This is a genomic window from Stenotrophomonas maltophilia group sp. LNF247 (assembly GCF_054083135.1).
The window spans coordinates 36,911-60,405 of record NZ_JBSRQL010000005.1 but is presented as its reverse complement, the minus strand read 5'-3'; the positions used below and the strand labels follow the sequence as shown (position 1 = coordinate 60,405).

Annotated in this window: 19 protein-coding genes; 8 read left to right on the top strand and 11 right to left on the bottom strand. The window is 66.0% G+C overall.

Features of this window, described 5'->3' with window-relative positions; genetic code table 11:
* Nucleotides 1-49: 49 nt before the first annotated feature.
* Nucleotides 50-1,258: an acetyl-CoA C-acyltransferase gene (locus ACTXG9_RS06970; protein WP_005409292.1), complete on the top strand. Its 1,209-nt coding sequence runs from the start codon at nucleotides 50-52 to the stop codon at nucleotides 1,256-1,258.
* Between the two features lie 494 nt (nucleotides 1,259-1,752).
* Here the strand turns inward: ACTXG9_RS06970 and galU are convergent, their stop codons facing one another.
* The 8 genes from galU to cmk all read right to left on the bottom strand — a co-directional run bounded on the left by galU (nucleotide 1,753) and on the right by cmk (nucleotide 10,039).
* Nucleotides 1,753-2,631: a UTP--glucose-1-phosphate uridylyltransferase GalU gene (gene galU, locus ACTXG9_RS06965; RefSeq protein WP_057498118.1), complete on the bottom strand. Its 879-nt coding sequence runs from the start codon at nucleotides 2,629-2,631 to the stop codon at nucleotides 1,753-1,755.
* Nucleotides 2,628-4,541 carry a polysaccharide biosynthesis protein gene (locus ACTXG9_RS06960; protein ID WP_019661302.1) on the bottom strand — a complete coding sequence of 638 codons (1,914 nt, stop codon included), beginning with the start codon at nucleotides 4,539-4,541 and terminating at the stop codon, nucleotides 2,628-2,630. Before ACTXG9_RS06960 ends, galU begins: the two co-directional genes overlap by 4 nt.
* A 3-nt stretch (nucleotides 4,542-4,544) precedes the next feature.
* Nucleotides 4,545-5,534 carry an MraY family glycosyltransferase gene (locus tag ACTXG9_RS06955; RefSeq protein ID WP_456115589.1) on the bottom strand — a complete coding sequence of 330 codons (990 nt, stop codon included), beginning with the start codon at nucleotides 5,532-5,534 and terminating at the stop codon, nucleotides 4,545-4,547.
* Nucleotides 5,535-5,537: 3 nt separating this feature from the next.
* The gene (lapB, locus tag ACTXG9_RS06950; protein WP_019661300.1) at nucleotides 5,538-6,716 is read right to left on the bottom strand and encodes a lipopolysaccharide assembly protein LapB; all 1,179 of its coding nucleotides are present in this window, start codon (nucleotides 6,714-6,716) and stop codon (nucleotides 5,538-5,540) included.
* A gap of 6 nt (nucleotides 6,717-6,722) precedes the next feature.
* On the bottom strand, nucleotides 6,723-7,007 hold the full coding sequence (locus ACTXG9_RS06945; protein ID WP_019661299.1) for a LapA family protein: 285 nt from the start codon (nucleotides 7,005-7,007) through the stop codon (nucleotides 6,723-6,725).
* Between the two features lie 77 nt (nucleotides 7,008-7,084).
* Nucleotides 7,085-7,390: an integration host factor subunit beta gene (locus ACTXG9_RS06940; RefSeq protein ID WP_005409286.1), complete on the bottom strand. Its 306-nt coding sequence runs from the start codon at nucleotides 7,388-7,390 to the stop codon at nucleotides 7,085-7,087.
* A gap of 87 nt (nucleotides 7,391-7,477) precedes the next feature.
* Nucleotides 7,478-9,163 carry a 30S ribosomal protein S1 gene (rpsA, locus tag ACTXG9_RS06935; protein WP_005416230.1) on the bottom strand — a complete coding sequence of 562 codons (1,686 nt, stop codon included), beginning with the start codon at nucleotides 9,161-9,163 and terminating at the stop codon, nucleotides 7,478-7,480.
* A gap of 198 nt (nucleotides 9,164-9,361) precedes the next feature.
* Nucleotides 9,362-10,039 (bottom strand): (d)CMP kinase, encoded by a 678-nt coding sequence (cmk, locus tag ACTXG9_RS06930; RefSeq protein WP_019661298.1) that lies wholly within the window; start codon nucleotides 10,037-10,039, stop codon nucleotides 9,362-9,364.
* A gap of 197 nt (nucleotides 10,040-10,236) precedes the next feature.
* Here cmk and ykgO point away from each other — a divergent pair, with 197 nt between their 5' ends.
* The 7 genes from ykgO (at nucleotide 10,237) to ACTXG9_RS06895 (ending at nucleotide 15,630) form a co-directional block, all read left to right on the top strand.
* Nucleotides 10,237-10,362 carry a type B 50S ribosomal protein L36 gene (ykgO, locus tag ACTXG9_RS06925; RefSeq protein WP_005409283.1) on the top strand — a complete coding sequence of 42 codons (126 nt, stop codon included), beginning with the start codon at nucleotides 10,237-10,239 and terminating at the stop codon, nucleotides 10,360-10,362.
* 175 nt (nucleotides 10,363-10,537) lie between these two features.
* Nucleotides 10,538-10,837, top strand: a complete 300-nt coding sequence (locus ACTXG9_RS06920) for a hypothetical protein (protein ID WP_456115612.1) — start codon at nucleotides 10,538-10,540, stop codon at nucleotides 10,835-10,837.
* Between the two features lie 39 nt (nucleotides 10,838-10,876).
* Nucleotides 10,877-11,914 carry an agmatine deiminase family protein gene (locus ACTXG9_RS06915; RefSeq protein WP_155029392.1) on the top strand — a complete coding sequence of 346 codons (1,038 nt, stop codon included), beginning with the start codon at nucleotides 10,877-10,879 and terminating at the stop codon, nucleotides 11,912-11,914.
* 164 nt (nucleotides 11,915-12,078) lie between these two features.
* The gene (locus ACTXG9_RS06910) at nucleotides 12,079-12,966 is read left to right on the top strand and encodes a carbon-nitrogen hydrolase (protein WP_021204151.1); all 888 of its coding nucleotides are present in this window, start codon (nucleotides 12,079-12,081) and stop codon (nucleotides 12,964-12,966) included.
* 13 nt (nucleotides 12,967-12,979) lie between these two features.
* Entirely contained in the window at nucleotides 12,980-13,510 is a 531-nt protein-coding gene (locus tag ACTXG9_RS06905; protein ID WP_021204152.1) for a GNAT family N-acetyltransferase, read from the top strand.
* Between the two features lie 4 nt (nucleotides 13,511-13,514).
* A complete protein-coding gene (locus tag ACTXG9_RS06900) occupies nucleotides 13,515-14,735 on the top strand; it encodes a TraB/GumN family protein (protein ID WP_425605112.1) in 1,221 nt (406 codons plus the stop codon).
* Nucleotides 14,736-14,784: 49 nt separating this feature from the next.
* Nucleotides 14,785-15,630: a phytanoyl-CoA dioxygenase family protein gene (locus tag ACTXG9_RS06895; RefSeq protein ID WP_021204154.1), complete on the top strand. Its 846-nt coding sequence runs from the start codon at nucleotides 14,785-14,787 to the stop codon at nucleotides 15,628-15,630.
* Between the two features lie 72 nt (nucleotides 15,631-15,702).
* Here the strand turns inward: ACTXG9_RS06895 and ACTXG9_RS06890 are convergent, their stop codons facing one another.
* From ACTXG9_RS06890 to ACTXG9_RS06880, 3 genes are read right to left on the bottom strand one after another with little or no spacing between them, the layout of a single operon-like run.
* A complete protein-coding gene (locus tag ACTXG9_RS06890; RefSeq protein WP_456115588.1) occupies nucleotides 15,703-18,789 on the bottom strand; it encodes an efflux RND transporter permease subunit in 3,087 nt (1,028 codons plus the stop codon).
* Nucleotides 18,786-22,307 (bottom strand): efflux RND transporter permease subunit, encoded by a 3,522-nt coding sequence (locus ACTXG9_RS06885; RefSeq protein WP_456115587.1) that lies wholly within the window; start codon nucleotides 22,305-22,307, stop codon nucleotides 18,786-18,788. Before ACTXG9_RS06885 ends, ACTXG9_RS06890 begins: the two co-directional genes overlap by 4 nt.
* Nucleotides 22,304-23,455, bottom strand: a complete 1,152-nt coding sequence (locus tag ACTXG9_RS06880) for an efflux RND transporter periplasmic adaptor subunit (RefSeq protein ID WP_019661291.1) — start codon at nucleotides 23,453-23,455, stop codon at nucleotides 22,304-22,306. The genes ACTXG9_RS06885 and ACTXG9_RS06880 overlap by 4 nt, the downstream gene beginning before the upstream one ends.
* Between the last annotated feature and the right edge of the window lie 40 nt (nucleotides 23,456-23,495).

Sequence of the window (23,495 nt, the reverse complement as noted above, 5' to 3'; positions counted from 1 at the left end):
GCCGACCGTTGGTCGGCACTCCGGCTAAAAAATTCAAGAGATCACTGCAATGACCAAGCAAATCCAGGACGCCTACATCGTCGCCGCCACCCGCACCCCGGTTGGCAAGGCGCCCAAGGGCATGTTCCGCAACACCCGCCCCGACGACATGCTTGCGCACGTGCTGCGCAGCGTCGTCGCGCAGGCCCCGGGCGTGGACGTCAACCGCATCGATGACGCGATCATCGGCTGCGCCATGCCCGAAGCCGAGCAGGGCATGAACGTGGCGCGCATCGGCGTGCTGCTGGCTGGCCTGCCAAACACCATCGCCGCGCAGACCGTGAACCGCTTCTGCTCCTCCGGCCTGCAGGCCGTGGCGCAGGCCGCCGACGCGATCCGCCTGGGCAACGCCGACCTGATGCTGGCCGGTGGCACCGAGTCGATGTCGATGGTGCCGATGATGGGCAACAAGATCGCCATGGCGCCGAGCGTGTTCGACAACGACCACGTGGCCATCGCCTACGGCATGGGCATCACTGCCGAGAAGGTCGCCGAAGAGTGGAAGGTCTCGCGTGAAGACCAGGACGCCTTCGCCCTCGCCTCGCACCAGAAGGCCATGGCCGCGATCCAGAACGGCGAGTTCAAGGACGAGATCAGCCCGTACGAGATCGTCTCGCACCTGCCGGACCTGGCCGACGGCCAGCGCATCATCACCCGCAACAAGATCGCCGACACCGACGAAGGCCCCCGCCCGGACTCCTCGGCCGAAGGCCTGGCCAAGCTGCGCCCGGTGTTCCGCAACGGCCAGTTCGGCGGCACCGTCACCGCCGGCAACTCCTCGCAGATGAGCGATGGCGCCGGTGCCGTGCTGCTGGCCTCGGAACAGGCGATCAAGGACTACGGCCTGACCCCGCTGGCCCGTTTCGTCAGCTTCTCGGTGGCCGGGGTGCGCCCGGAAGTGATGGGCATCGGCCCGATCGCCGCGATCCCGAAGGCACTGAAGCAGGCGGGCCTGACCCAGGACCAGCTGGACTGGATTGAACTGAATGAAGCGTTCGCCGCGCAGTCGCTGGCGGTGATCCGCGATTGCGGCCTGGACCCGAGCAAGGTCAACCCGCTGGGCGGCGCGATTGCCTTGGGCCACCCGCTGGGTGCAACCGGCGCGATCCGTACCGCAACCCTGCTGCACGGCCTGCGTCGTCGCCAGCAGAAGTACGGCATGGTGACCATGTGCATCGGCACCGGCATGGGCGCGGCGGGTATTTTCGAGGCGCTGTAAGGTTCAAAGCGTTGCCGGCTGATTGTTGGTTGGCTGTGGGGCCCGGGTGGGTGAGGCTGCCCGGGACACGCCGTAAACCCGTCCCTGGGGGCTCGATGGCGCCATCCATGGCGCCAACGGTCCCGGTCAGCCTCACCCACCCACGCCATCCATCATTCCGCGCGGCGGAGGGGTGAGCAAAGGCAGGGCAAGAGCTGGGGTCAGAGCCCTTTGCTACGCAAAGGGATCCGACCCCGACTCGACGCTCGCGGAAACAAAAAAGGCAGCCATCGGCTGCCTTTTTGCTTTTGCTCTTGCCCTTGATTCCGCCCTTCCCGTCCGCGCCCGCAGGAAACCTGACAGGCGGGGCGGGTGGGCCTTTGGCAGGACCGTTCGCCGCATGGATGCGGCGACCGAGCCCCCATGGACGGGTTTACGGCGTGTCCTGCAAAGGCCCACCCGTCCCGCCCATCACGTATCGATCAAGGCGCTGCACGGAGCGCTTGATAGAACCCTTATTCCGCCAGCATCGCCGCCAGCTTCTCCCGCGCCGGGCCGGCCAGCTTCGGGTTGTCCAGCGCGAAGCGGATCGTCGCCTCCACCAGCCCCAGGTGCGTGCCACAGTCGAAGCGGGTGCCCTCGAAACGATAGGCATCGACTTCTTCGGTCTTCAGCAGCTGCGCGATCGCATCGGTCAGCTGGATCTCACCACCGGCACCGCTGCCGGTCTGCTCCAGCAGCTCGAAGATCTTCGGGCTCAGCACATAGCGGCCGACCACGGCCAGGTCGCTGGGCGCGTCCTCCGGCTTCGGCTTCTCCACGATCTGCGAAATGCGGCCCTTGCGGCCATCGAACGCCTCGGTGGCAACGATGCCGTAGCTGGCGGTCTTGTCGTGCGGCACATCTTCAACGGCGATGACGCTGGCGCCACTGGCTTCGTTCAGATCGGCCATCTGCTTCAGCGCGCCGTCGCCGCGGTTCCAGATCAGGTCGTCCGGCAGCAGCACTGCAAACGGCTCGTCACCGATCACGGCCTTTGCACACAGCACCGCATGGCCCAGGCCCAAGGCCTCGGCCTGGGTCACAAAGATCGCACGCACGCCGTTGGGAAGCACGTGGCGGATCATCTCCAGCTGCTCCTGCTTGCCGGCGCGCTCGAGCTTCTGCTCCAGCTCGTAAGCCTTGTCGAAGTAGTCGGCCACGGCATGCTTGTAGCGGTTGGTGATGAACACCAGCGTGTCGCAACCAGCTTCGATTGCCTCATCGACCGCGTACTGGATCAGCGGACGATCAATGATCGGCAACATTTCCTTCGGAACCGTCTTGGTTGCCGGCAAGAAGCGCGTCCCGAGCCCTGCCACTGGAAAAACTGCCTTGCGAATTCGCTTGCTCATTGGTGCCTGTTGGCCTCACGTGCCGGAAAGGGCACGACTTTAGCGGATGAAATGTAAGCATCCTGTTCGATTGGCGAGAACTCCGGCATTGTCGCGAACAGGATCTCCTGGATGCTGGTGGTGTCGTAACCAGCCACGGCATCGCGCAGGCGCGGAACATTGCCCAGCACCAGGTCACGTGAGAACGCGCGCACACCGGCCTCGAGAATCTTCGGGTGCGCGGTGGAACGATAGTCCTCGTCCGAATAGAACAGCGTCTCGTGCAGCTTCTCGCCCGGACGCAGCCCGGTGTAGATGATCGGAATGTCCTTGTACGGCTGCTTGCCGGCCAGGCGGATCATCTGCTCGGCCAGTACGCGGATCGGCACCGGCTCGCCCATGTCGAGGGTATAGATCGCACCGTGCGACGCCGAGGCGGCGGCCTGCAGGATCAGCTGGCAGGCCTCCGGGATGGTCATGAAGTAGCGGCTGACTTCCGGGTCGGTGACGGTCACCGGCCCACCCCGCAGGATCTGTTCGCGGAACAGTGGCACCACGCTGCCGGCCGAGGCCAGCACGTTGCCGAAGCGCACCGTGACGAAACGGGTATGCGTGGACTTCTGGTCCAGGCTCTGGCAGATCATTTCCGCATAGCGCTTGCTGGCGCCCAGCGCATTGACCGGGTCGACGGCCTTGTCGGTGGAAATGAACACGAAGTGCTCGACGCGCGCTTCCAGGCAGGCGCGGGCCACGTTCTCTGTGGCCAGGATGTTGTTGCGCACCGCCTCGCGCAGCTGCCGCTCCAGCACCGGTACATGCTTGTAGGCGGCGGCATGGAAGGCGGTGTCGACGGGATGCAGCGACAGCGCATGGCGGATCACCGCCGGGTCGCCGCAATCGCCCAGCACTGCTTCAACCTCGACGTCCGGGAAGCTGCGTCGCAGCTCACCCTCGATGGTCAGCAACAGCAGCTCGCTGATCTCGAGCAGGATGATGCGACCGGCACCGTGACGCGCGCACTGGCGGCACAGCTCGGAGCCGATCGAGCCGCCAGCGCCGGTGACCATCACCGTACGCCCGCCCAACCAGCCACGGATCAGGTTCCAGTCCGGCATGATCGGCTTGCGTCCGAGCAGATCCTCGATCGCCACTTCCTTCAACTGCCCCGGCAGCGACTGGCCCTGCAGGATGTCGCTGAGCTTGGGCACGGTGCGGAACGGCACGCCGGTGCTTTCGCAGATGGCCACGATCCGCTGCATGCCTGCGGCGTCCAGCGAGGGGATGGCGATCACCAGCAGCTTGGCCGCCGTCTCACGGACCACGGTCGGCGCATCGTCCAGGGTGCCGAGGATCGGCAGGCCCTGCAGCTTGGCACCGCGCAGGTGCGGCGCATCGTCCAGCAGGCCGACCGGCTCGAAATTGCCTGAACGGCGCAGGTCACGGACCAGGGTCTCGGCGGCCTGGCCGGCACCCAGGATCAGCACGCGACGCGCGGATGAGTCCGACTGCAGCGCCTGGTAGTCCTTCCAGGCCCGGTACAGCAGGCGCGGCGCGCCCAGCAGCGCCGACAGCGCGAACGGATAGATCACCAGCACCGACATCGGCACGCCATCGAAGCGCTTCCACATCAGCACCAGCACGATGGCCACCATGCCGATGAAGCTGGCCTTGAAGATGTTCAGCAGGTCGCTGACGCTGGCGAACCGCCACAGCCCCCGATAGAGGCCCACGCGCCAGAACACCAGGCCCTGCAGCAGCAGCACCAGCGTGGTGTCGACGTTCCAGAGAGGGAGCTCGGGGGCGTTGGCCAGGATCGAGTACCGCCCTGCATGCAGCAGCTGCCAGCATGCCCAGACCATGAACAGGTCGTGGCAGACGATGGCCGAACGCGGCATCAGGCCGAGGATTCTGTCCCGCCAGGGTGAAGCCATAAGTCAGGTATTTCCTTTTCGGTGGCGCAATCCATTGCGCAGGAGGAGCCAGAGGACGCTCAGCGCAATGAACCACGCGATCGCCACGGCAGCCTCCCACCTCGGCTGCAAGTTGGAGCAGACATTAAGCACTGTAATACTGAACAGGCCCAAAGCAAAGTACATCCCTGTTACCCGGGCGTGACTGGCTCCTGCCTGCACCGCGCGCTGGTAGACATGCTGGGTATGGGGTTCCATCCAGCGTTGTCCTGAAATGATGCGCGCCAGCAGTGTGAAGCCTGCGTCCACAAGGAACGGCGATGCCGACACAAGCAGCAGTATCCAGTTGATGTCGGTCTTGACACTGGCCAGTGCCAGCACCGCCGCAACCGCATAACCCAGCGCGCCACTTCCGACATCGCCCATGAAGATCCGGGCCCGTGGGAAGTTGAACGGCAGGAAGCCCAGGCACGCCAGGCCCAACGCGATGGCCGCCAGCGAGTACGGCCAGGGCAGCAACGGCGCCAGCCCCAGGGCCACCACACCGGCCTGGCTGGCCGCGATGCCGTTGATCCCATCCATGAAATTCCAGATGTTGATCAGAGAGGCAGTGAACAGCAGGACCAACACGGCCAGCAGCCAGCTGCCACCATGCACCCTGACCAGCGCGGCCAGCAGCGCGGCGGCGATGAAATGCACCATCAGGCGGCGCATGGCCGGAAGCGGCCGATGGTCATCCCACCAGCCGATACCCGCCACCAGCGCCAGGCCAAGGGCGGCCACGAGCAGGCTCGGAAGCGCTGCGGGCCAGGCCCACATGGCAACACCGGCGGTCACCAGCAGGCTGATGACGATGGCGATGCCGCCACCTCGAGGGGTCGCTACGCTGTGACTGCGGCGCTCGCCCGGCTGGTCAAACAGTTGCCGGCGCAGCGCATAGCCCCGCGCCGCCCAGGTCAGCGCCGCACTCAGCAGGGCCAGGCCCAGCAGCGCGCCCATCACGAGCCACGGCATGGATCAGAGCACCGCGTAATTCAACAGCGGCTTGACCGTACCCCACTCCTTGCAGCTCGGGCACTGCCAGTGATGGGTGCGCGCCCCGAAACCACAGCGGGTGCAGCGATAGGCCGGGTTGCGTACCAGCAACTGGTCGGTGATGTGCTTGAGGTCGTGCAGGGTCGCCGTGGAATCAGCGCCTTCAGCAAGGGTCAGGTCGATCAGCGCGGACTCGCCACGCACCGACGGGCGGTCCTTGAGCTGGCGGCCCAGGTAGGCACGGGCCGGGGCCACGCCCTCCTGCTCTTCCATCAGGCGGGTCAGCGCCAGCACCGGGGCAATGCCACGGTAATGCTCGGTCATCTCCGACAGGAAAGCGCGCGCGCCTGCCAGATCACCCACCTTGCGGTAGTTCTGCATCAGCGCCGGCAGCAGCTCCGGCAGGTACTCCGGATCATTGCGCGCAGCACGCTCGAACGCGCGTACGGCCGCTTCCGGATTGCCCGCGTCGGTTTCCAGGCGCCCTTCGATGATGCCGGCACGCACCGACATCGCATCGGCCTGGTAGGCCCGGGCGATCGCCGCCCTCGCCTCTTCCAGCTTGCCGGCACCGCGGAAGCGTTCGGCCAGTTCGCACTCGAACTGCCCGATCAGCTTGCCCATCGGCTCGCCGGTAACGTCCTCGAAACGGGTCGCGTTGTCGATCGCCTTTTCCCAGTCACGCTCGGCCTGGTAGATGCCGATCAGGTGCTTGAGTGCCTGCGGGGCACGCTGGTCCAGCTGCGCCAGTTCGGTGAACACGGTCTCGGCACGGTCCAGCAGGCCGGACTTCATGTAGTCCTCGCCCAGCGCCAGCAGCGCCTGCACGCGTTGCGCATCGCTGAGGTCGTGCCGGTTGACCAGGCCCTGGTGCAGGCGGATGGCGCGATCGACTTCGCCGCGGCGGCGGAACAGGTGGCCCAGCGCGACCTGGGTCTCGAAGGTTTCCTTGTCCAGCTCGGCGATGTGCAGGAACAGCTCGATGGCCTTGTCCGGCTGCTCGTTGAGCAGGTAGTTCAGGCCACGGAAGTAGGTGCTGGACAGGCGGCTGACCTGGTTGTCACCGTGGCGTTGACCACCACGCCGTCCGATCACCCACCCGGCCAGTGCGGCCAGCGGAACGAACAGGAAGAACCAGAACCACTCGGTGACGAAATCCATCTTCGATCAGCGTCCATCAAAAGATTGAGGGGAGGCAACCGGTGCCGGCGTGGCGGCAGCGGACTTGTTGGCGCGGCGCAGCTGGCTGTAGAGCGGAATGACCACGCTCACCAGCACCAGGCCAGCACCAACGATGACGCCGATCAGCAACGCGGCAATGATGGCCACGCCGACCGAGGTCTTGAGCTGGGTGAACAGCAGGTTGATGGTCATCTCGTCCATGTTCATGGCACCGATGATCAACCCAACAATGAGTACCGCCAGCAGGACCAGCAGACGAAAAACCTTCATGCGACAGCTCCAGTGGCAGGAGTCCGTAGCTTATCCGACTCGCGGCTGGATTCGCACGCGGTGGCGCGACGGGAGGCTCAGGCCGGATCGGCGTCCAGCGGCAGCACACTGCTGACACGCTCGCGCAGTTCCTTGCCCGGCTTGAAATGTGGGACGTGCTTGCCCGGCAGGGCAACCGACTCGCCGGTCTTCGGGTTGCGACCCAGGCGCGGCGGCCGATAGTGCAGCGAGAAGCTGCCAAAACCACGAATTTCGATGCGATCCCCGGCGGACAGCGATCCGCCCATCATTTCCAGCAACGACTTCACCGCCAGATCGACATCATCGGCCTTCAGGTGCGCCTGGCGGCGCGCAAGGATTTCGATCAGTTCGGATTTGGTCATTACCGGCTCACATCAGGGGTATCTCAGCCTGAAACGGCCCGGGCAAGGCCCGGGCCGTCCAGGAAACAACGAACAGCCTAAGGCCGATTACTCGGACTTGTTGCCGTTCAGCTGTGCACGCAGCAGTGCGCCCAGCTGGGTGGTGCCGCTGGAAGCCGAAGAGGACTGGTATTCCTCCAGCACTTCGCGCATTTCCGCGTCGTCCTTGGCCTTGATCGACAGCTGCAGGGTACGGCCCTTGCGGTCCATGCCCACGAACTTGGCTTCGACCTTGTCGCCGACCTTCAGGTGCTGGGTGGCGTCGTCAACGCGCTCGTTGGCGATGTCGCGGGCCGAGACGTAACCTTCGATGCCGTCAGCCAGCTCGATGATCGCGCCCTTGGCGTCGACTTCCTTCACCACGCCTTCGACCTTGGAGCCCTTCGGATTGGCAGCCATGTACTGGCCGAACGGATCCTGCTCCAGCTGCTTCACGCCCAGGGAGATGCGCTCGCGCTCCGGATCGACAGCCAGGACGACGGCGTCCAGGGTATCGCCCTTCTTGAAGTTGCGAACGACGTCTTCGCCGGTGGTGTTCCAGCTGATGTCGGACAGGTGGACCAGGCCGTCGATGCCGCCGTCCAGGCCGATGAAGATGCCGAAGTCGGTGATCGACTTGATCTGGCCCGACACCTTGTCACCCTTCTTGTGGGTGGCAGCGAAGGTTTCCCACGGGTTGGCGGCAACCTGCTTCATGCCCAGCGAGATGCGGCGACGCTCTTCATCGACGTCCAGCACCATCACTTCGACTTCATCACCAACCTGCACAACCTTGGACGGGTTGACGTTCTTGTTGGTCCAATCCATCTCCGAGACGTGCACCAGGCCTTCGACGCCCGGCTCGATCTCAACGAACGCACCGTAATCGGTGACGTTGGAGACCTTGCCGAAGACGCGGCTGTTGGCCGGGTAACGACGGCCGATGTTGTCCCACGGATCCTCGCCCAACTGCTTCAGGCCCAGCGAAACGCGGTTGCGCTCGCGGTCGAACTTCAGCACGCGGACGTCCAGCTCGTCGCCGACGTTCACGACTTCCGACGGGTGACGCACGCGCTTCCACGCCATGTCGGTGATGTGCAGCAGGCCGTCGATACCGCCCAGGTCCACGAACGCGCCGTAATCGGTCAGGTTCTTGACGACACCCTTCAGGATCGCGCCTTCCTGCAGCTTGTCCATCAGCTGCTCGCGCTCTTCCGAGTGCTCGCTTTCGACGACAGCGCGGCGCGAGACCACGACGTTGTTACGCTTGCGGTCCAGCTTGATGAGCTTGAACTCGAGCTCCTTGCCTTCCAGGTAGGCCGGATCGCGCACCGGGCGCACATCGACCAGGGAACCCGGCAGGAAGGCGCGGACATCCTTGATGTCCACGGTGAAACCACCCTTGACCTTGCCGCTGATGCGGCCGGTGATGGTTTCGTTCTTTTCCAACGCTTCTTCCAGCTCGTCCCACACCATCGCGCGCTTGGCCTTCTCGCGCGACAGGACGGTTTCGCCGAAGCCGTTCTCGATCGAGTCGAGGGCGACCTTGACGATGTCGCCTTCGGCGACGTCGATTTCGCCAGCGTCGTTACGGAACTGTTCGATCGGCACGATGCCTTCGGACTTCAGGCCAGCGTTGATCACCACGACGTCGCCGCGGACTTCAACAACGGTACCGCTGACGATGGCGCCCGGCTTCAGCTTGGCCAGGTTGGCCTGGCTGGCTTCAAACAGTTCGGCAAATGATTCGGTCATTAGATTTACTCTGTTGGACACATGGGTCGGTGGCGTCCCCTTCAGGGGAATGGCGACCGCCCGCCTGTTGGTCGACCCCGGAAACGCAGGTCGTGTGTAGTAGGAAAACCGCCACGCATCATTGCGCGACGGAGCGGGTACAGCACTGCTTTGCGCGACCACTGCCGATGCGGCTGGCAGTGCTCCCGCGCGAACGGATCAGGCAGCCGGAACCGGAAGCAGATCCATCACTCGGGCAACGACATCATCGATGCCGATGCCTGTGGTGTCGATGAGGACAGCATCGTCTGCCGGCTTCAGGGGCGCCACGGTACGCTGGGCATCACGGGCGTCGCGGGCCATGATCTCGCGCAGGAGGTCATCAAAGTTAACAGAAACCCCCTTGTCTTTCAACTGCTTATGCCGGCGCTCGGCGCGCTCCTCGGCGCTGGCGGTCAGGAAGACCTTGTGGGGGGCATCCGGGAAGATCACCGTGCCCATGTCGCGGCCGTCGGCGACCAGGCCCGGCAGCTCCCTGAATGCGCGCTGCCGCTCCTTCAGGGCGGCCCGGACCTCGGGGATGGCGGCGATGGCAGAGGCCAGGGCGCCGGTGGTCTCCAGGCGCAGCTCGTCGGTGGCATCGGTGCCGTTGACCATGACCCGCATGGCATCGCCCTGCTCGACAAACTGAACATGGGTATCGAAGGTGCAGCGCACCAGCGCCGAGGCGTCGGAGGTGTCGATGTCGGCCCAGCTTGCGGCCACGCCCACCGCCCGGTACAGCGCACCCGAATCCAGGTAATGCCAGCCCATGCGGCGCGCGATGATGCGGCTGATGGTACCCTTGCCGGCCCCGGATGGGCCGTCGATGGTCAGGACGGGAGCGAGTGGATTCATGGGGGTCCCAGAGCGTGTGAAGGGGTCATTCTAGCCCCTGCCAGACGCCCCCAGCGGGGTCTTTTGTGCAACCACTTGAAACCACGAGGAAAAGCCCGGTAGAATGGCGGGCTTGAACGAGCGTCAACTGCCGATTGTCTTTCGCATATCGCGGCCACGCTCCACCCGAACAACTACTGTTTACGCCGAGGTATGCCATGAAAGTCCTGTCCTCCCTGAAGTCGGCGAAGGCCCGTCACCGCGACTGCAAGGTCGTCCGTCGTCGCGGCAAGATCTTCGTCATCTGCAAGTCGAACCCGCGTTTCAAGGCGCGTCAGCGCTAAGCCTCACAGCCTTCCGGCTGCGGCTGGCCCTACGCGGGGCCGACCCGATGCAAGAAACCGCCTTCGGGCGGTTTTTTGTTTATGCGGCTTTTTCCTGCCGTTTTTGCTGTAATCGCCTTTCTTGACCACTGGGGAGTAGATCGAGATGAAGCGTTACCTGTCCGCCCTGGCCGTGATGGCCACCCTGGCCGCCGCCACGCCGGCGCTGGCCGATACCCTGCTTGTCGACCGCGCCCGCGAGAAGCCGGCCGGTGCCCTGCCCGTGCGCGGCCAGAGCATGCAGCAGGTGCAGGCGCAGTTCGGCGCGCCGAGCGAGCAGCTGCAGCCGCGTGGCGGGCAGAAGCGGCAATGGCCGACCATCAACCGCTGGGTGTACCCGCAGTTCACCGTCTACTTCGAGAAGCAGAAGGTGATCGACGTGGTGGCCAACCAGGCGGACCCGAACGAAATCGGCCCGAGACCGCCGATCCGCTGATCCCCTTACCCGCCGTGGGCGGGCCTGTGTAGCGAGACCATGAACCAGACCCTTCGTTTTCCTGCCGAGTGGGAAGCCCAGAGCGGCGTCCTGATTGCCTGGCCCACCGCCGATACCGACTGGGCTGACCGCCTGGGCCAGGTGGAAGAGACCTACATCGCCCTGGTCGCGGCCATCACCCGCTTCCAGCCGGTGCTGATCTGCGTGGCCGACGACGATGTGGAGACCTACGCCGAGATGCGGCTGCGCTCCAACCGCATCGACATGGACAAGGTCCACTTCACCACGGCGGCCTACGACGATACCTGGCTGCGTGACTCCGGCCCGATCACCCTGCGCCGTGCCGATGGCGGTTTCCAGCTGCTGGATTTCCGCTTCACCGGCTGGGGCGGCAAGTTCGACGCCACCCTGGATGACCAGCTGGTGGGCGTGCTGGACCAGGCCGGCGTGTTCAACGACGCGCCGGTGCGCAGCATCCCGTTCGCGCTGGAAGGCGGCGGCATCGAGACCGATGGCGAAGGCACCCTGTTGACCACCTGGAAGTGCCTGCACGAGCGCCACCCGGACCGCGACCGCGCCAGCCTGAGCGCCGACCTGGCCAACTGGCTGCAGCAGGACCGCGTGCTGTGGCTGGACCACGGCTACCTGGAAGGCGACGACACCGACGCCCACATCGACACCCTGGCCCGTTTCGCCTCGCCTGACAGCATCGTCTACCAGGCCTGCGACGACGCGAGCGACTCGCACTACGCCGAACTGCAGGCGATGGGCAACGAACTGGCCGCGCTGCGTACCAAGGATGGGAAGCCGTACCGCCTGTTCCCGCTGCCGTGGGCACAGCCGGTGATCGACGAAGGCCGCCGCCTGGCGGCGTCGTACGCCAATTACCTGATCATCAACGGCGCGGTGCTGATGCCGGCCTACGGCGATCCGGCTGATGACCTGGCCCGCGACGTGCTGGCCCAGGCCCATCCGGGCCGCGAGATCGTGCAGGTGCACTGCCGCTCGCTGATCTGGCAGAACGGCAGCCTGCACTGCATCACCATGCAGCTGCCGGAAGGGCTGTTGAAGGCATAAGCCGGACCGGTAGCGCCGGGCCAAGCCCGGCGAGCGCAGCGACGACCTGAAAATCCGCCGGGCATGGCCCGGCGCTACCGTGTGCGGACGCCATTCAGCGCGCAACACGCTGCGGCCGCCCATCCGCGCTAACATGCAGGTTTTCTCCCGCAGGAACGCCCCGCATGAACTCGCGCAGCCCCCTTACCGTCGCCCTGGTCCAGGAGCGCAACCACGGTGACGCCGCCGCCAACCTGGCGGTGATCGAAGCACGCGTGGCCGAGGCGGCTGCGCAGGGTGCCAAGCTGGTGCTGCTGCAGGAACTGCACAACGGTCCGTACTTCTGCCAGCACGAGTCGGTGGACGAGTTCGACCTGGCCGAGCCGATTCCCGGACCGAGCACCGAGCGCCTGGGCGCGCTGGCGAAGCAGCATGGCGTGGTGCTGGTCGGCTCGCTGTTCGAGCGCCGCGCCGCCGGCCTGTACCACAACACCGCCGTGGTGTTCGAGAAGGACGGTACGCTGCTGGGCAAGTACCGCAAGATGCACATCCCGGACGACCCGGGCTTCTACGAGAAGTTCTACTTCACCCCGGGCGACATCGGCTTCAAGCCGATCGACACTTCGGTGGGCCGCCTGGGCGTGCTGGTGTGCTGGGACCAGTGGTACCCGGAAGCGGCACGCCTGATGGCGCTGGCCGGTGCCGAACTGCTGCTCTACCCGACCGCGATCGGCTGGGACCCGGACGACGTGCAGGACGAGAAGACCCGCCAGCGTGACGCTTGGGTGCTGAGCCACCGCGGCCATGCCGTGGCCAACGGCCTGCCGGTGCTGAGCTGCAACCGCGTCGGCCACGAAGCCTCGCCGCTGGGTGCCTCGGGCATCCAGTTCTGGGGCAACAGCCACGTGCTCGGCCCGCAGGGCGAGTTCCTGGCCGAGGCCGGCACGGACGCCACCGTGCTGCTGTGCGATGTCGACCTGCAGCGCAGCGAGCACGTGCGCCGCATCTGGCCGTTCCTGCGCGACCGTCGCATCGACGCGTACGGTGACCTGCTCAAGCGCTACATCGACTGAGCCGGAGCCGCGCATGGCCGTCCTCATCCGTGATGCCGGCCCGGCCGACATCGACGCGATCACCGCGATCTATGCGGTGGAAGTGACCGACTTCGTCAACACCTACGAGTACGACATTCCGGACGCGACCGAGATGCTGCGCCGCATGCGCGACATTGTCGATCGCGGCTTTCCCTACCTGGTCGCCGAAATCGACGGCCAGGTGGCCGGCTACGCCTACGCCAACACCTACCGCACCCGCATTGCCTACCAGTGGACCGTGGAGAACTCGGTCTACGTCGATGCCGCGTTCCAGGGCAAGGGCGTCGGCACCAGCCTGCTGCAGGCCCTGATCGATGCCTGCGTGGCGCGTGGCTACCGGCAGATGGTGGCCGTGATCGGCGAACCGACCAACACCGCCTCGATCAAGCTGCACGAACGCTTCGGCTTCGAGCTGGTGGGCGTGTTCCGTGGCCTCGGCCGCAAGCATGGCCGCTGGCTGGACACCGTGCAGATGCAGCGCGCGCTCGGCGATGGCGCCGAAACCGCACCTTTCAATGAATGAACCCATGACCGAAACCCTTCCCGAGACCGGCGACGATCTGTTCGCCGGCCAGCCGGTGCGCGTCGTCGAACGCGACGGCGTGCGCTACACCCTGCTGGGCACCGCCCACGTTTCGCGCGCCAGCGTCGAAGCAGTGGAGAAAGCCATCGACAGCGGCCGCTTCGATGCCGTTGCCGTTGAACTGGACCCGCAGCGCCTGCAGGCGCTGAGCGACCCGGATACGCTGGCCAAGCTCGACCTGGTCGATGTGATCCGCAAGGGCCGCGTCGCCCTGTTCGCCGCCAACCTGGCCCTGTCCGCCTACCAGCGCCGCCTGGCCGAACAGCTCGACATCGAGCCCGGTGCCGAGCTGAAGCGCGCGGTGGACCTGGCGCGCGAGCGCAACCTGCCGGTGCACCTGATCGACCGCGAGGTCGGCCTGACCTTCCGCCGCGCCTCGCAGCGGCTGGGCTTCTTCGGCAAGCTGAAGCTGGTTGCCGGTCTCGGCGCCGGCCTTTTCTCGTCCGAGGAAGTGGGCGAGAACGAGATCGAGAAGCTCAAGCAGGGCGACATGCTGGAATCGAGCTTCGGCGAGTTCGCCAGCGAGAGCCCGGCACTGTACGAGACCATCATCGGCGAGCGCGACCGCTACATGGCCACGCGCCTGCGCGAGGAGCACAACCCGCAGCAGCGTGAAGTGCTGGCGGTTGTGGGTGCGGGTCACCTTGCAGGCCTGGCGCGCTACCTGGAAACCGACACCGAGGCACCGGCACCGCTGCGCGCCGAGCTGGAGGCGGTACCGAAGAAGCGCAACATTCCGTGGTTCACGCTCGGCATCCTGGCCATCGTGGCGACCGGCATCGGCGTGGGCTTCTACCGCGGCGGGCTGGGCGTGGGTACCGAACTGCTGGCGACCTGGGCGATGTTTACCGGCGGCTTGGCGGGCCTGGGCTGCCTGCTGGCAGGCGGTCACCCGCTGAGCATCCTCACCGCGATCGCGGTGGCCCCGTTCAAGCCGTTCCGCCTGAGCATCCCGACCGGCGCATTCTCGGCGCTGGTGGAAGCGCGCCTGCGCAAGCCGGCGTACGAAGACTTCCTCAAGCTGCGCGACGACGCGCAGAGCCTGAAGGGCTGGTACCGCAATCGGGTCACGCGCGTGGTGCTGACGTTCATGCTGACCAACATCGGCAGCATGCTCGGCCTGTGGCTGACCACGTTCAAGGTGTGGGGCAAGGTGGCGGGGTAACGTCCCGCCACACGTAGCTATACTCCGCATTTAAGGAAGGAACAGTCCAATGGATGCATACGATGCGCTGATGCGCGATGGCTTCGTGGTGGTGCGACAGGCCATCGCACCCGCACTGGTCAGGGACATCAACGAGCGCATCTCGCGCTTCAAACAGCGCAATCCAAAGGCGGTCTCGCGCAACCTGGACGACCACCAGCGCATGTATCGGGTCGTCAACCTGCACCTGGCGGTGGATGCGATGACCCGCCTGCTCACTGACAACCCGGCCATCGACGTCTGCGATCGCTTCCTCGGCGAACCGACCACGCTCTACACCAGCCTCTACTACGAGCGCGGATCGGAGCAGTCATTGCATCGCGATACGCCAGTGTTCTGCACGTCCCCGGGCGAGCGCTACATGGGGGTATGGACCGCGCTGGATGCGGTTGACGAAAGCAATGGCCCCCTGCGCGTGGTTCCGGGTAGCCACCTGTTGCCGCCCATCGATGTGCAGGCACTGCGACGCGAAGTCTTCGGCGACGGCCCGATCAGCGCCATGTCGCCGGAGGGCTGGGCCGCCTATCAGGATGCGGTGGCGCGCCAGTGCGAAGACGCTGGCCTGAAGCCGCAGTCGGTGCACGTGCAGCCAGGCGATGTGATCGTCTGGCACCCGCAGCTGTTCCATGGCGGCGCCCCGCATCCCTCTGCCGGAACCCGCCGCAGCGTGGTCATGCACGTGACCCCGAAGTCGATGCCCGTGGGTCACATGGATGTTTTCTACGGGCAAACCCCTCCGCTGGCCAAAGCGCCCTGGCGCTATTACAGGCGTGGTCAGCGTGAGATCGCGCGATTCGGGCAGGTGGATTTCGGTCACGAGTACACGCGCCGGACCTGGTTCCTGCGCAAAGCCTGACTCAAGCCAAAAAAAGGGGGAGGCCGCCCCACTACGACCAGCCTCCCCCACACCACAACACGTTGTCGCGCATTACAGCCGGGCAGCGCCCGGCTCTACCCTCTCCACACCTCGGGCACGGCGGATCAGCCGCGTCACCGCACTGCGCAGGTCATCCAGCACTGCATAGATGGTCGGCAGGAACAGGAGGCTGACCACGGTGGAGAACGCAAGCCCGCCGGCAATCGCGCGCGCCATCGGCGCGTACTCCGGACCATTGCCGAACATCTGCGTGTTGGTCAGCGAGATCGGCACCATCGCCAGGATCGCCGTGCCCATCGTCATCATGATCGGGCGCAATCGCTCACGTGAGCCCTCCACCAGCGCCTGGGTACGGCCCATGCCGCTGCGCCGCAGGTTGTTGATGTGCTCGATCATCACGATGCCGTTGTTCACCACCACGCCCATCAGCACCAGGATGCCGATGAAGGACATGATCCCGAACGAGGTGCCGGTGATCCAGAACAGCCAGAACACGCCGAAGATCGAGAACAGCACGCCACTCATGATTGCCGCCGGGAACAGCAGCGACTCGAACACCGCCGCCATCACCACGTAGATCATCACCAGCGCGATCAGCAGGTTGAACACCATCTGCTGCATCGCTTCGTCGTCGTTGCCGTAGTCGCCGCCATCGAAGGTGAAGCCATAGCCGGCCGGGAAGTTCATCGGCTTGAGCACCGATTCCATCGCCTTGCGGCCATCCGGTGCGGTGACCTTCTCGGCCAGGTTGGCCTTGATGGTCAGCGTAGTCTGGCGGTTGGTGCGACCGATCTGGGTCGCCGATGAACCGACGTCAACGGTGACCAGGCTCAGCAGTGGCACGCTGCGACCGTCGCCGGTGCGCACGCTGAAGCCGGCCAGGTCTTCCGGGCTGCTCTGCTCGGCGCCAGCGAAGCGCACCCATACCGGTACTTCATTGTCGCCGCGGCGGAACTCGCGCATCGGCGCACCGCGCAGGGCCAGGCCGACGAAGCTGGCGACCTGCTCGGCATTGAAGCCGAATGCGGCGGCACGCTCGCGGTCGACGCGCACCTTCAGCTCGCCGCCCTTCTCGCCGTTGTCGATGCGCACGTCGCGCAGCTCGGCACGCTGGGCCAGCAGCGGCACCACTTCCTGGCCGATCTCCTGCAGCATCGAACTGGAGTCGCCCACCAGCTGCACCTGCACGCCCTGGTTGCCGCCACCGCCGCCATCACCGCCCTGGTTGCCGACGAAGTAGTCGGTGCGGGCCGACTTCGGCAGGCCCTTGCGCAGCTCTTCCTGCAGCGCCTTGATGTCCTTGGCGTACTTCTCGTCCAGGGTGACCACCGTCGAGCTTCCTTCCTGCTCGCTGTACCAGGAGTACACCTGCTTGACGTGCAGGCGCTCGCGGTTGGCGTCGATCCAGTTCTCCACGCGCGCCACCTCCTCGGACATCTGCCGATAGGTATAGGCGCCCTTCCACATGTAGCCGATGAAGATGTCCTTGCCGCCATCACCGCCGAACATGTCGACCTTGGTCAGCTTCATCGGCACCAGGCTGACCAGCACCACCAGCACGATGCCGAGCAGGCTCCAGCCGCGATGGTGCAGCGACCAGTCCAGCAGCCTGGCGTAGCGGCGCTGCAGCCGCGCGATCAGGCCGGTCTGCGAGTGCACCAGCTTGGGCGTGGCCATGCGCGCGGACAGCATCGGGATCAGGCTGACCGCGACCAGCCACGAGGCCAGCAGCGAGACCGAGATGGTGATCGCGATCTGCGCCATGAAGATGCTGATGTTGTTGGTCTCGCCGAACAGGTTCGGCACGAACACGATGCAGTGGCACAAGGTGCCAGCGCTGAGCGCGATGGCCACGTTGCGGGTGCCGATGATCGAGGCCAGGCGCGGCTGTCCCGGCATGCGCTCGCGCTCCTGGTAGATGCTCTCCACCACCACCACGGCGTTGTCGACCAGCATGCCCACCGCCAACAGCAGGCCCATCATGGTCAGGATGTTCAGCGTCACCCCGACGAAGTACATGAAACCCAGGGTGATGGTGAAGCAGATCGGAATGGCCAGGGTCACCATCAGCGTGGACGGCCAATGGCGCAGGAAGAAGAACAGCACCGTCACCGACAGGATCAGGCCGACCGCACCGGCCTCGGCCAGTTCCAGCAGCGAGGAGGTCACCGCCTTGCCCTGATTGTCGATCACCTTGATCTGCACGTCGCGCATCGATGCTTCGGCACGGATCGACTCGACTTCAGCCAGCGCCGCGCGCGACACCTCCACCAGGTTGGCGCTGCGCTCCTTGAAGATGTCCAGGCCGACGGCCGGGTTGCCGTCCAGGCGGCGCCCGTAGTTCATCCGCGCCGGCTTCAGGCGCACGTCGGCGATGTCGCCCAGGCGCAGGCCCTTGGCGTTGATCACCAGGTCGCGCATTTCCTGCAGGTCGGTGATCTCGCCCACCGGCTGCACGCGCACGCGCTGGCCGTTGTCGTCGATCTGCCCGGCCGAGATCGAGAAATTCAGCGTGCGCAGGCGCTCGCTCAGCTCGTTGATGCTCAACCCATGCGCGTTGAGCCGGTTCGGATCGATGGCGATCTCCACCTCGTTCGGCGGCGCGCCGGTGATGTCGACGCGGGCCACGCCGGGGATGCGCTCGATGCGCCGCTTGAACTCGCGGTCGAGCATGTCGTAAGCGGTGGTCAGGTCGGTGGTGCTGGCCAGGCGCACCTTCAGCACCGGCTGGTCGCTGCTGGACCACTTGAACACGTTGTAGCGCTGCAGGTCATCGGGCAGGTCGCTGCGGATCGCATCGATGCGCTCGCGTGCATCGGACGCGGCGATGGCAATGTCCCGGTCCCAGTCGCTGAACTCGATGAAGATCAGCGCCGCCTCGGAGGTCGCCGACGAGCGCATCCGCTTGATGCCGGTCATCGTCGCCAGCGATTCCTCCACCGGGCGGATGATGGTCCGCTCCACTTCCTCCGGGGTTGAACCGGTGTACGGAATCTGCACGAACAGGAACGGCGCGGAGATGTCCGGCAGCGCTTCCAGCGGCAGCCGGAACGAGGCGATCAGGCCGATCACCACCAGTGACACGAAACACATGATGGTGGTGACCGGACGGCGGATGGAGAACTCGGCAACACTCATGCCGGCTCCTCCACACCCGCCGCGCTGCCTGCTGCACCCGGCTCGATCTCGCCGGCGTGCTTGCGGCCACGCTCGCGGTAGTAGGCATCACCGCGGCGATCCATCAGGTCGTACACCACCGGGATCACCAGCAGGGTGAGCAGGGTCGACACCAGCAGGCCACCGATCACGGTGATCGCCATCGGCGCGCGCACTTCGGCACCCTCGCCCATCGCCACCGCCAGCGGCAGGAAGCCGAACAGCGTGCACAGGGTGGTCATGATGATCGGCCGCAGGCGCGAGCGTGCCCCTTCCACCAGGGCCTCGTGCTTGGCCACGCCGGCCTCGCGCAGCTGGTTGACCTTGTCGATCAGGATGATCGCGTTCTTGGTGACCAGCCCGACCAGCAGGATCAGGCCGATGAACACCACCACCGAGATGGGCTTGCCGGTCAGTGCCAGCGCCAGGATGGCACCGACCAGCGCCAGCGGAATGGTGAACAGGATCACGAACGGGTGCAGGAGCGATTCGAACTGCGAGGCCATCACCAGGTAGACCAGGAAGATGGCCAGGCCGAAGGCGAAGATCAGCGACTTCGCCGCCTGCGCCAGCTCCTCACCCTGGCCACCGATGTGCATGCCGACACCCGCGCCCAGCGGCTGCTCGGCCACCATCTGCTGCACTTCGCGCATGGCCGCGCCCAGATCGATATCGCGCAGGTTGGCCGACACGACGGCCACCCGGGTCTGGTCAGCGCGATGGATCTCGCTGGGACCAGTGGTGGCGACCACGTCGGCCACCGCGTCCAGCGTCACCGGACGGGTACTGCCCGGATTGACGATCAGCCGGCGGATGCTCTCCACGCTGGCACGGTCGCCTTCCTGGGCACGCACCAGCACGTCGATCTTGCGGTCGCGGAAGCTGTAGCGGGTCGCCACGTCGCCGCGCACCTTCTTCACCACCACGTCGGCGATCTGGCGGGTGGTCAGGCCCAGCGCACCGGCACGTTCCTGGTCGAAGCGGATCTGGATTTCCGGGAAGCCCTCTTCAACCGTGGACTTCACGTCGGCGTAGTGCGCGTTGCCGCGCAGCATTGCCGCCAGGCGCTGGCCGGCCACTTCCAGCGTCGCCATGTCCTGCCCACGCAGCTCGATTTCCAGCGGCGTGGAGAAGCTGAACAACGCCGGGCGCGCGAAGTCGACCTGTGCACCCGGATGCTGGCCCATGGTGTCACGCAGGCGCTCGGTGATCTCCGCCTCGGTACGCGCGTCGCCGCCGCCTTCCATCACCACGGTCAGCTTGCCGATGTTCTCGCCGCTCTCGGTTGGGCTGGCATCCAGGCGGGTGCCGCTGCCGCTGACGCCATACAGCGAGGCCACGCCCTCGCCGTTGCCGTGGGCCAGCTGCAGCTCGCGCACCAGCGCATCGGTCTGCTTCAGCGGCGTGCCGGCCGGCAGCTTCACCGTCATTTCGAAACGGTCCTGCGCCAGCTGCGGGATCAGGTCGGCACCAAGCATCGGCACCAGCGCCATGGTCGCCACGAAGATGATCGTGGCCACGCCCAGCACCTTGCCCGGATGGGCCAGCGCGCTCGGCAGCAGGCGCAGGTAGCCGCGCTCGGCACCGGCATAGGGCTTCATCGCCAGATCGCTGGCCTTGCGCATCACCGGGCCAACCACGGCCACCATGCCACGCCACGCCCGCACGACCAGCCAGGCCAGTGCATAGAAGCTCCAGCGCGCGGTCGCCACGGCACCACGGCGCCCCAGCGCCACCGGCTTCTGCCAACGGTTCTGCGGCTGCCACGGTTCGTTCGGTGCCTCTTCCGGGAACGCCAGCGGCGGCCGTCCCTTCAGCGAGCTCAGCATCGGGATCAGGGTCATCGACACCAGCAGCGAGATCGCAATGGCGATCGCCACGGTCATTGCCTGGTCGCGGAACAGCTGGCCGGCGATGCCATCGACGAACACCAGCGGCAGGAACACCGCGATGGTGGTCAGGGTCGAGGCGACCACGGCCATGCTCACTTCGCGGGTACCGACGATCGCCGCCTGCAGGATGCCCAGGCCGCGTTCGCGCGCCTTGGCAATGCTCTCCAGCACCACGATCGAGTCGTCCACCACCAGGCCGGTGGCCAGCGCCAGGCCGCCCAGCGACATCACGTTCAAGCTGAGGCCGAGCTGGCCCATGAAGAAGAACGTGGCGATGATCGAGACCGGCAACGACAGGCTGATCACGAAGGTGCTCCAGCCATCGCGCAGGAACAGGAAGATGATCAGGATCGCCAGCAGGCCACCGATCACCGCATCCTTCTTGACGTCGGCGATGGCGTGCTCGATGAAGCGCGACTGGTCCTCGATGGTGGTCATTTCGACATCGGACGGGAACGTGCCCTTGATCTGCTCCAGGCGCTTGCGCAGCGCTTCGGCGGTGGACACGGTATTGGCGTCGCCTTCCTTGTAGATCGCCAGTTCCACCGATTCCTTGCCGCCCAGGCGGATCACCGCTTCACGCTCCTTGTAGCCCTGGCGCACGGTGGCCACGTCCTTCAGGCGCACCGGCACGCCGTTGGCGACCACGCTGGAGCCACTACCGGACGATGCGCTCTGTGCCGCCGACGCCGCCGCGATGGCGGCCGCCGACCCGGTCGACGCGGCGATGTTGAACATCTGCTGCAACGCCGAGTCGGCCGCGCTGCCGTTCGAGCCCTGGGTGGTGACCAGCAGGTTGCGGATTTCCTCCAGGTCGGCGAACTGGTTGACGGTGCGCACCAGGAAGCGCTGCGAACCCTCCTCCAGGCGACCGCCGGAGATGTTGATGTTCTCGTCCTTCAGGCGCTTGATGACGGTGTCGATCGGCAGGTTCAGCTGCGCCAGCTTCTGCTGGTCGATGTCGACCTGGATCTCGTCTTCCAGGCCACCGCCGACCTTGACCGCTGCGACGCCGGTGACCGGCTCCAGCTTCTTCTTCAGGTCTTCATCGGCATAGCGGCGCAGGCCGGTCAGCTCGCGGATCGCATCGGCATCGGTGGCTGGCGCGTCCTTGCTCGACAGCACCAGACGCATGATCGGTTCGGTGGACGGATTGAAGCGCAGCAGCACCGGGGCCTTGGCCTCCAGTGGCAGGTTCAGCGCTTCCATCTTGTCGCGCACCTCCAGGCTGGCCTGGTCCATGTTGGTGCCCCAGGCGAACTCCAGCACCACGTCGCTCTGGCCAGTGCGCGAGACCGACTTCAGCTTGCGCAGGTTCTTGACCACGCCCACCGCTTCTTCGACCGGCTGGGTGATCAGGGTTTCGATTTCGGTCGGCGCCGCACCGGTGTACTCGGTGCGTACGGTCAGCGTCGGGTAGCTCAGGTCGGGCAGCAGGTTGACCTTGAGGTTGCCCAGCGCGATCAGGCCGAACAGCAGCAGGGTGACCGTGCACATGGCGATGGTCACGCGGCGGCGGGTGGCGAATTCCACCAGGCCGCCGCGCATGCCGGCGGCGGCGCCGTCGCTCGCCGGCGAGGCACCGTGGTCGTGGCCCGGGGCGGTCATTGCTTGCTCCCGGCCTTGTCTGCCGGCTTGGCGGCCGCTGCGACCGTCTTCGCCTTTGCCTTCGGATCAGCGATCACCTGCACTGCGGTGCCATCGCGCAGCGCGACCTTGCCGGCGGTGACCACCTGATCACCGGCCGCCAGGCCATCACGGATCTCCACCCACGGGCCCTCGGCGTAACCCAGCTTGACCGGAACGCGTGCGACCTTGCCTTCGCGCACCCGGAACACCGCCGGCTCACCGTCGTCGAGCAGCGCCAGGCGCGGCACCACGAGCGCATCGGCACGCTGGTCGTAATCGATGCGGATGCGCCCGAACATGCCGGGCTGCAGCGCGTGCGCGGCGCCATCGAAGGCACTGACCACGCGAAACGTGCCGCTGCCCGAATCCACCACCGGCGCGATGCGGTCGACGGTGCCGGTGAAGCTCTGGCCCGGCAACGCGTCGGCGGCCAGGGTTACCGGCTGACCGGCGCGCAACGTGGCCAGCTCGCGCTCGGGCACGTTGAGGGTGGCTTCCAGGCGCGAGTTGTCGACGATGCGGAAGATCGGCGTGTTGATCTGGACGAAGTTGCCGGTCTTGATCGAGCGCGAGGCGATCACGCCGGAGATCGGCGCCACCACCGTGGTATAGGACAGTTCCAGCGTGGCCAGGCGGTACTGCGCGCGGACGTTCTCCAGGTCGAAACGCAGCTGGTCGACATCGGCCGCACTGACCATCTGCTGACCAACCAGTTTCTGTGCACGCTGGTAGTTGTTCTCCAGCTTGCGCATCTGCGCTTCGCTCTGGGCTACGGCCAAGCGTGCGCGGTCCGGGTCCAGGCGCACCAGCGGCTGGCCGGCGGTGACCCGCTGGCCTTCCTCGACCAGCACCGCCAGCGCCACACCGGAGGTCTTGGCCACCACCTGCGACTCGGCGCGTGGTTCCAGCGCGGCGGTGCCTGTGTAACTGGCCGCGACCGCGCGATGGCTGGCCACGGCCACTTCGACCGGGACCGCATCGACCTTCTTCTCCTCCTTGGTGTCGGCGGCCTTGGCTTCGGAATTGGGCCCTGCGGCGCAACCGCCCAGCAGCAGGGAGGTGGAGATCAGCAGTGCGGCAGCGCAGATTCCGCTGCGACGGCCGGACGGGAAGGTTGGGTGCGACATCGTCAGGTCCCTGGAGGATGCGTGGACAGGTGTGGTAGCA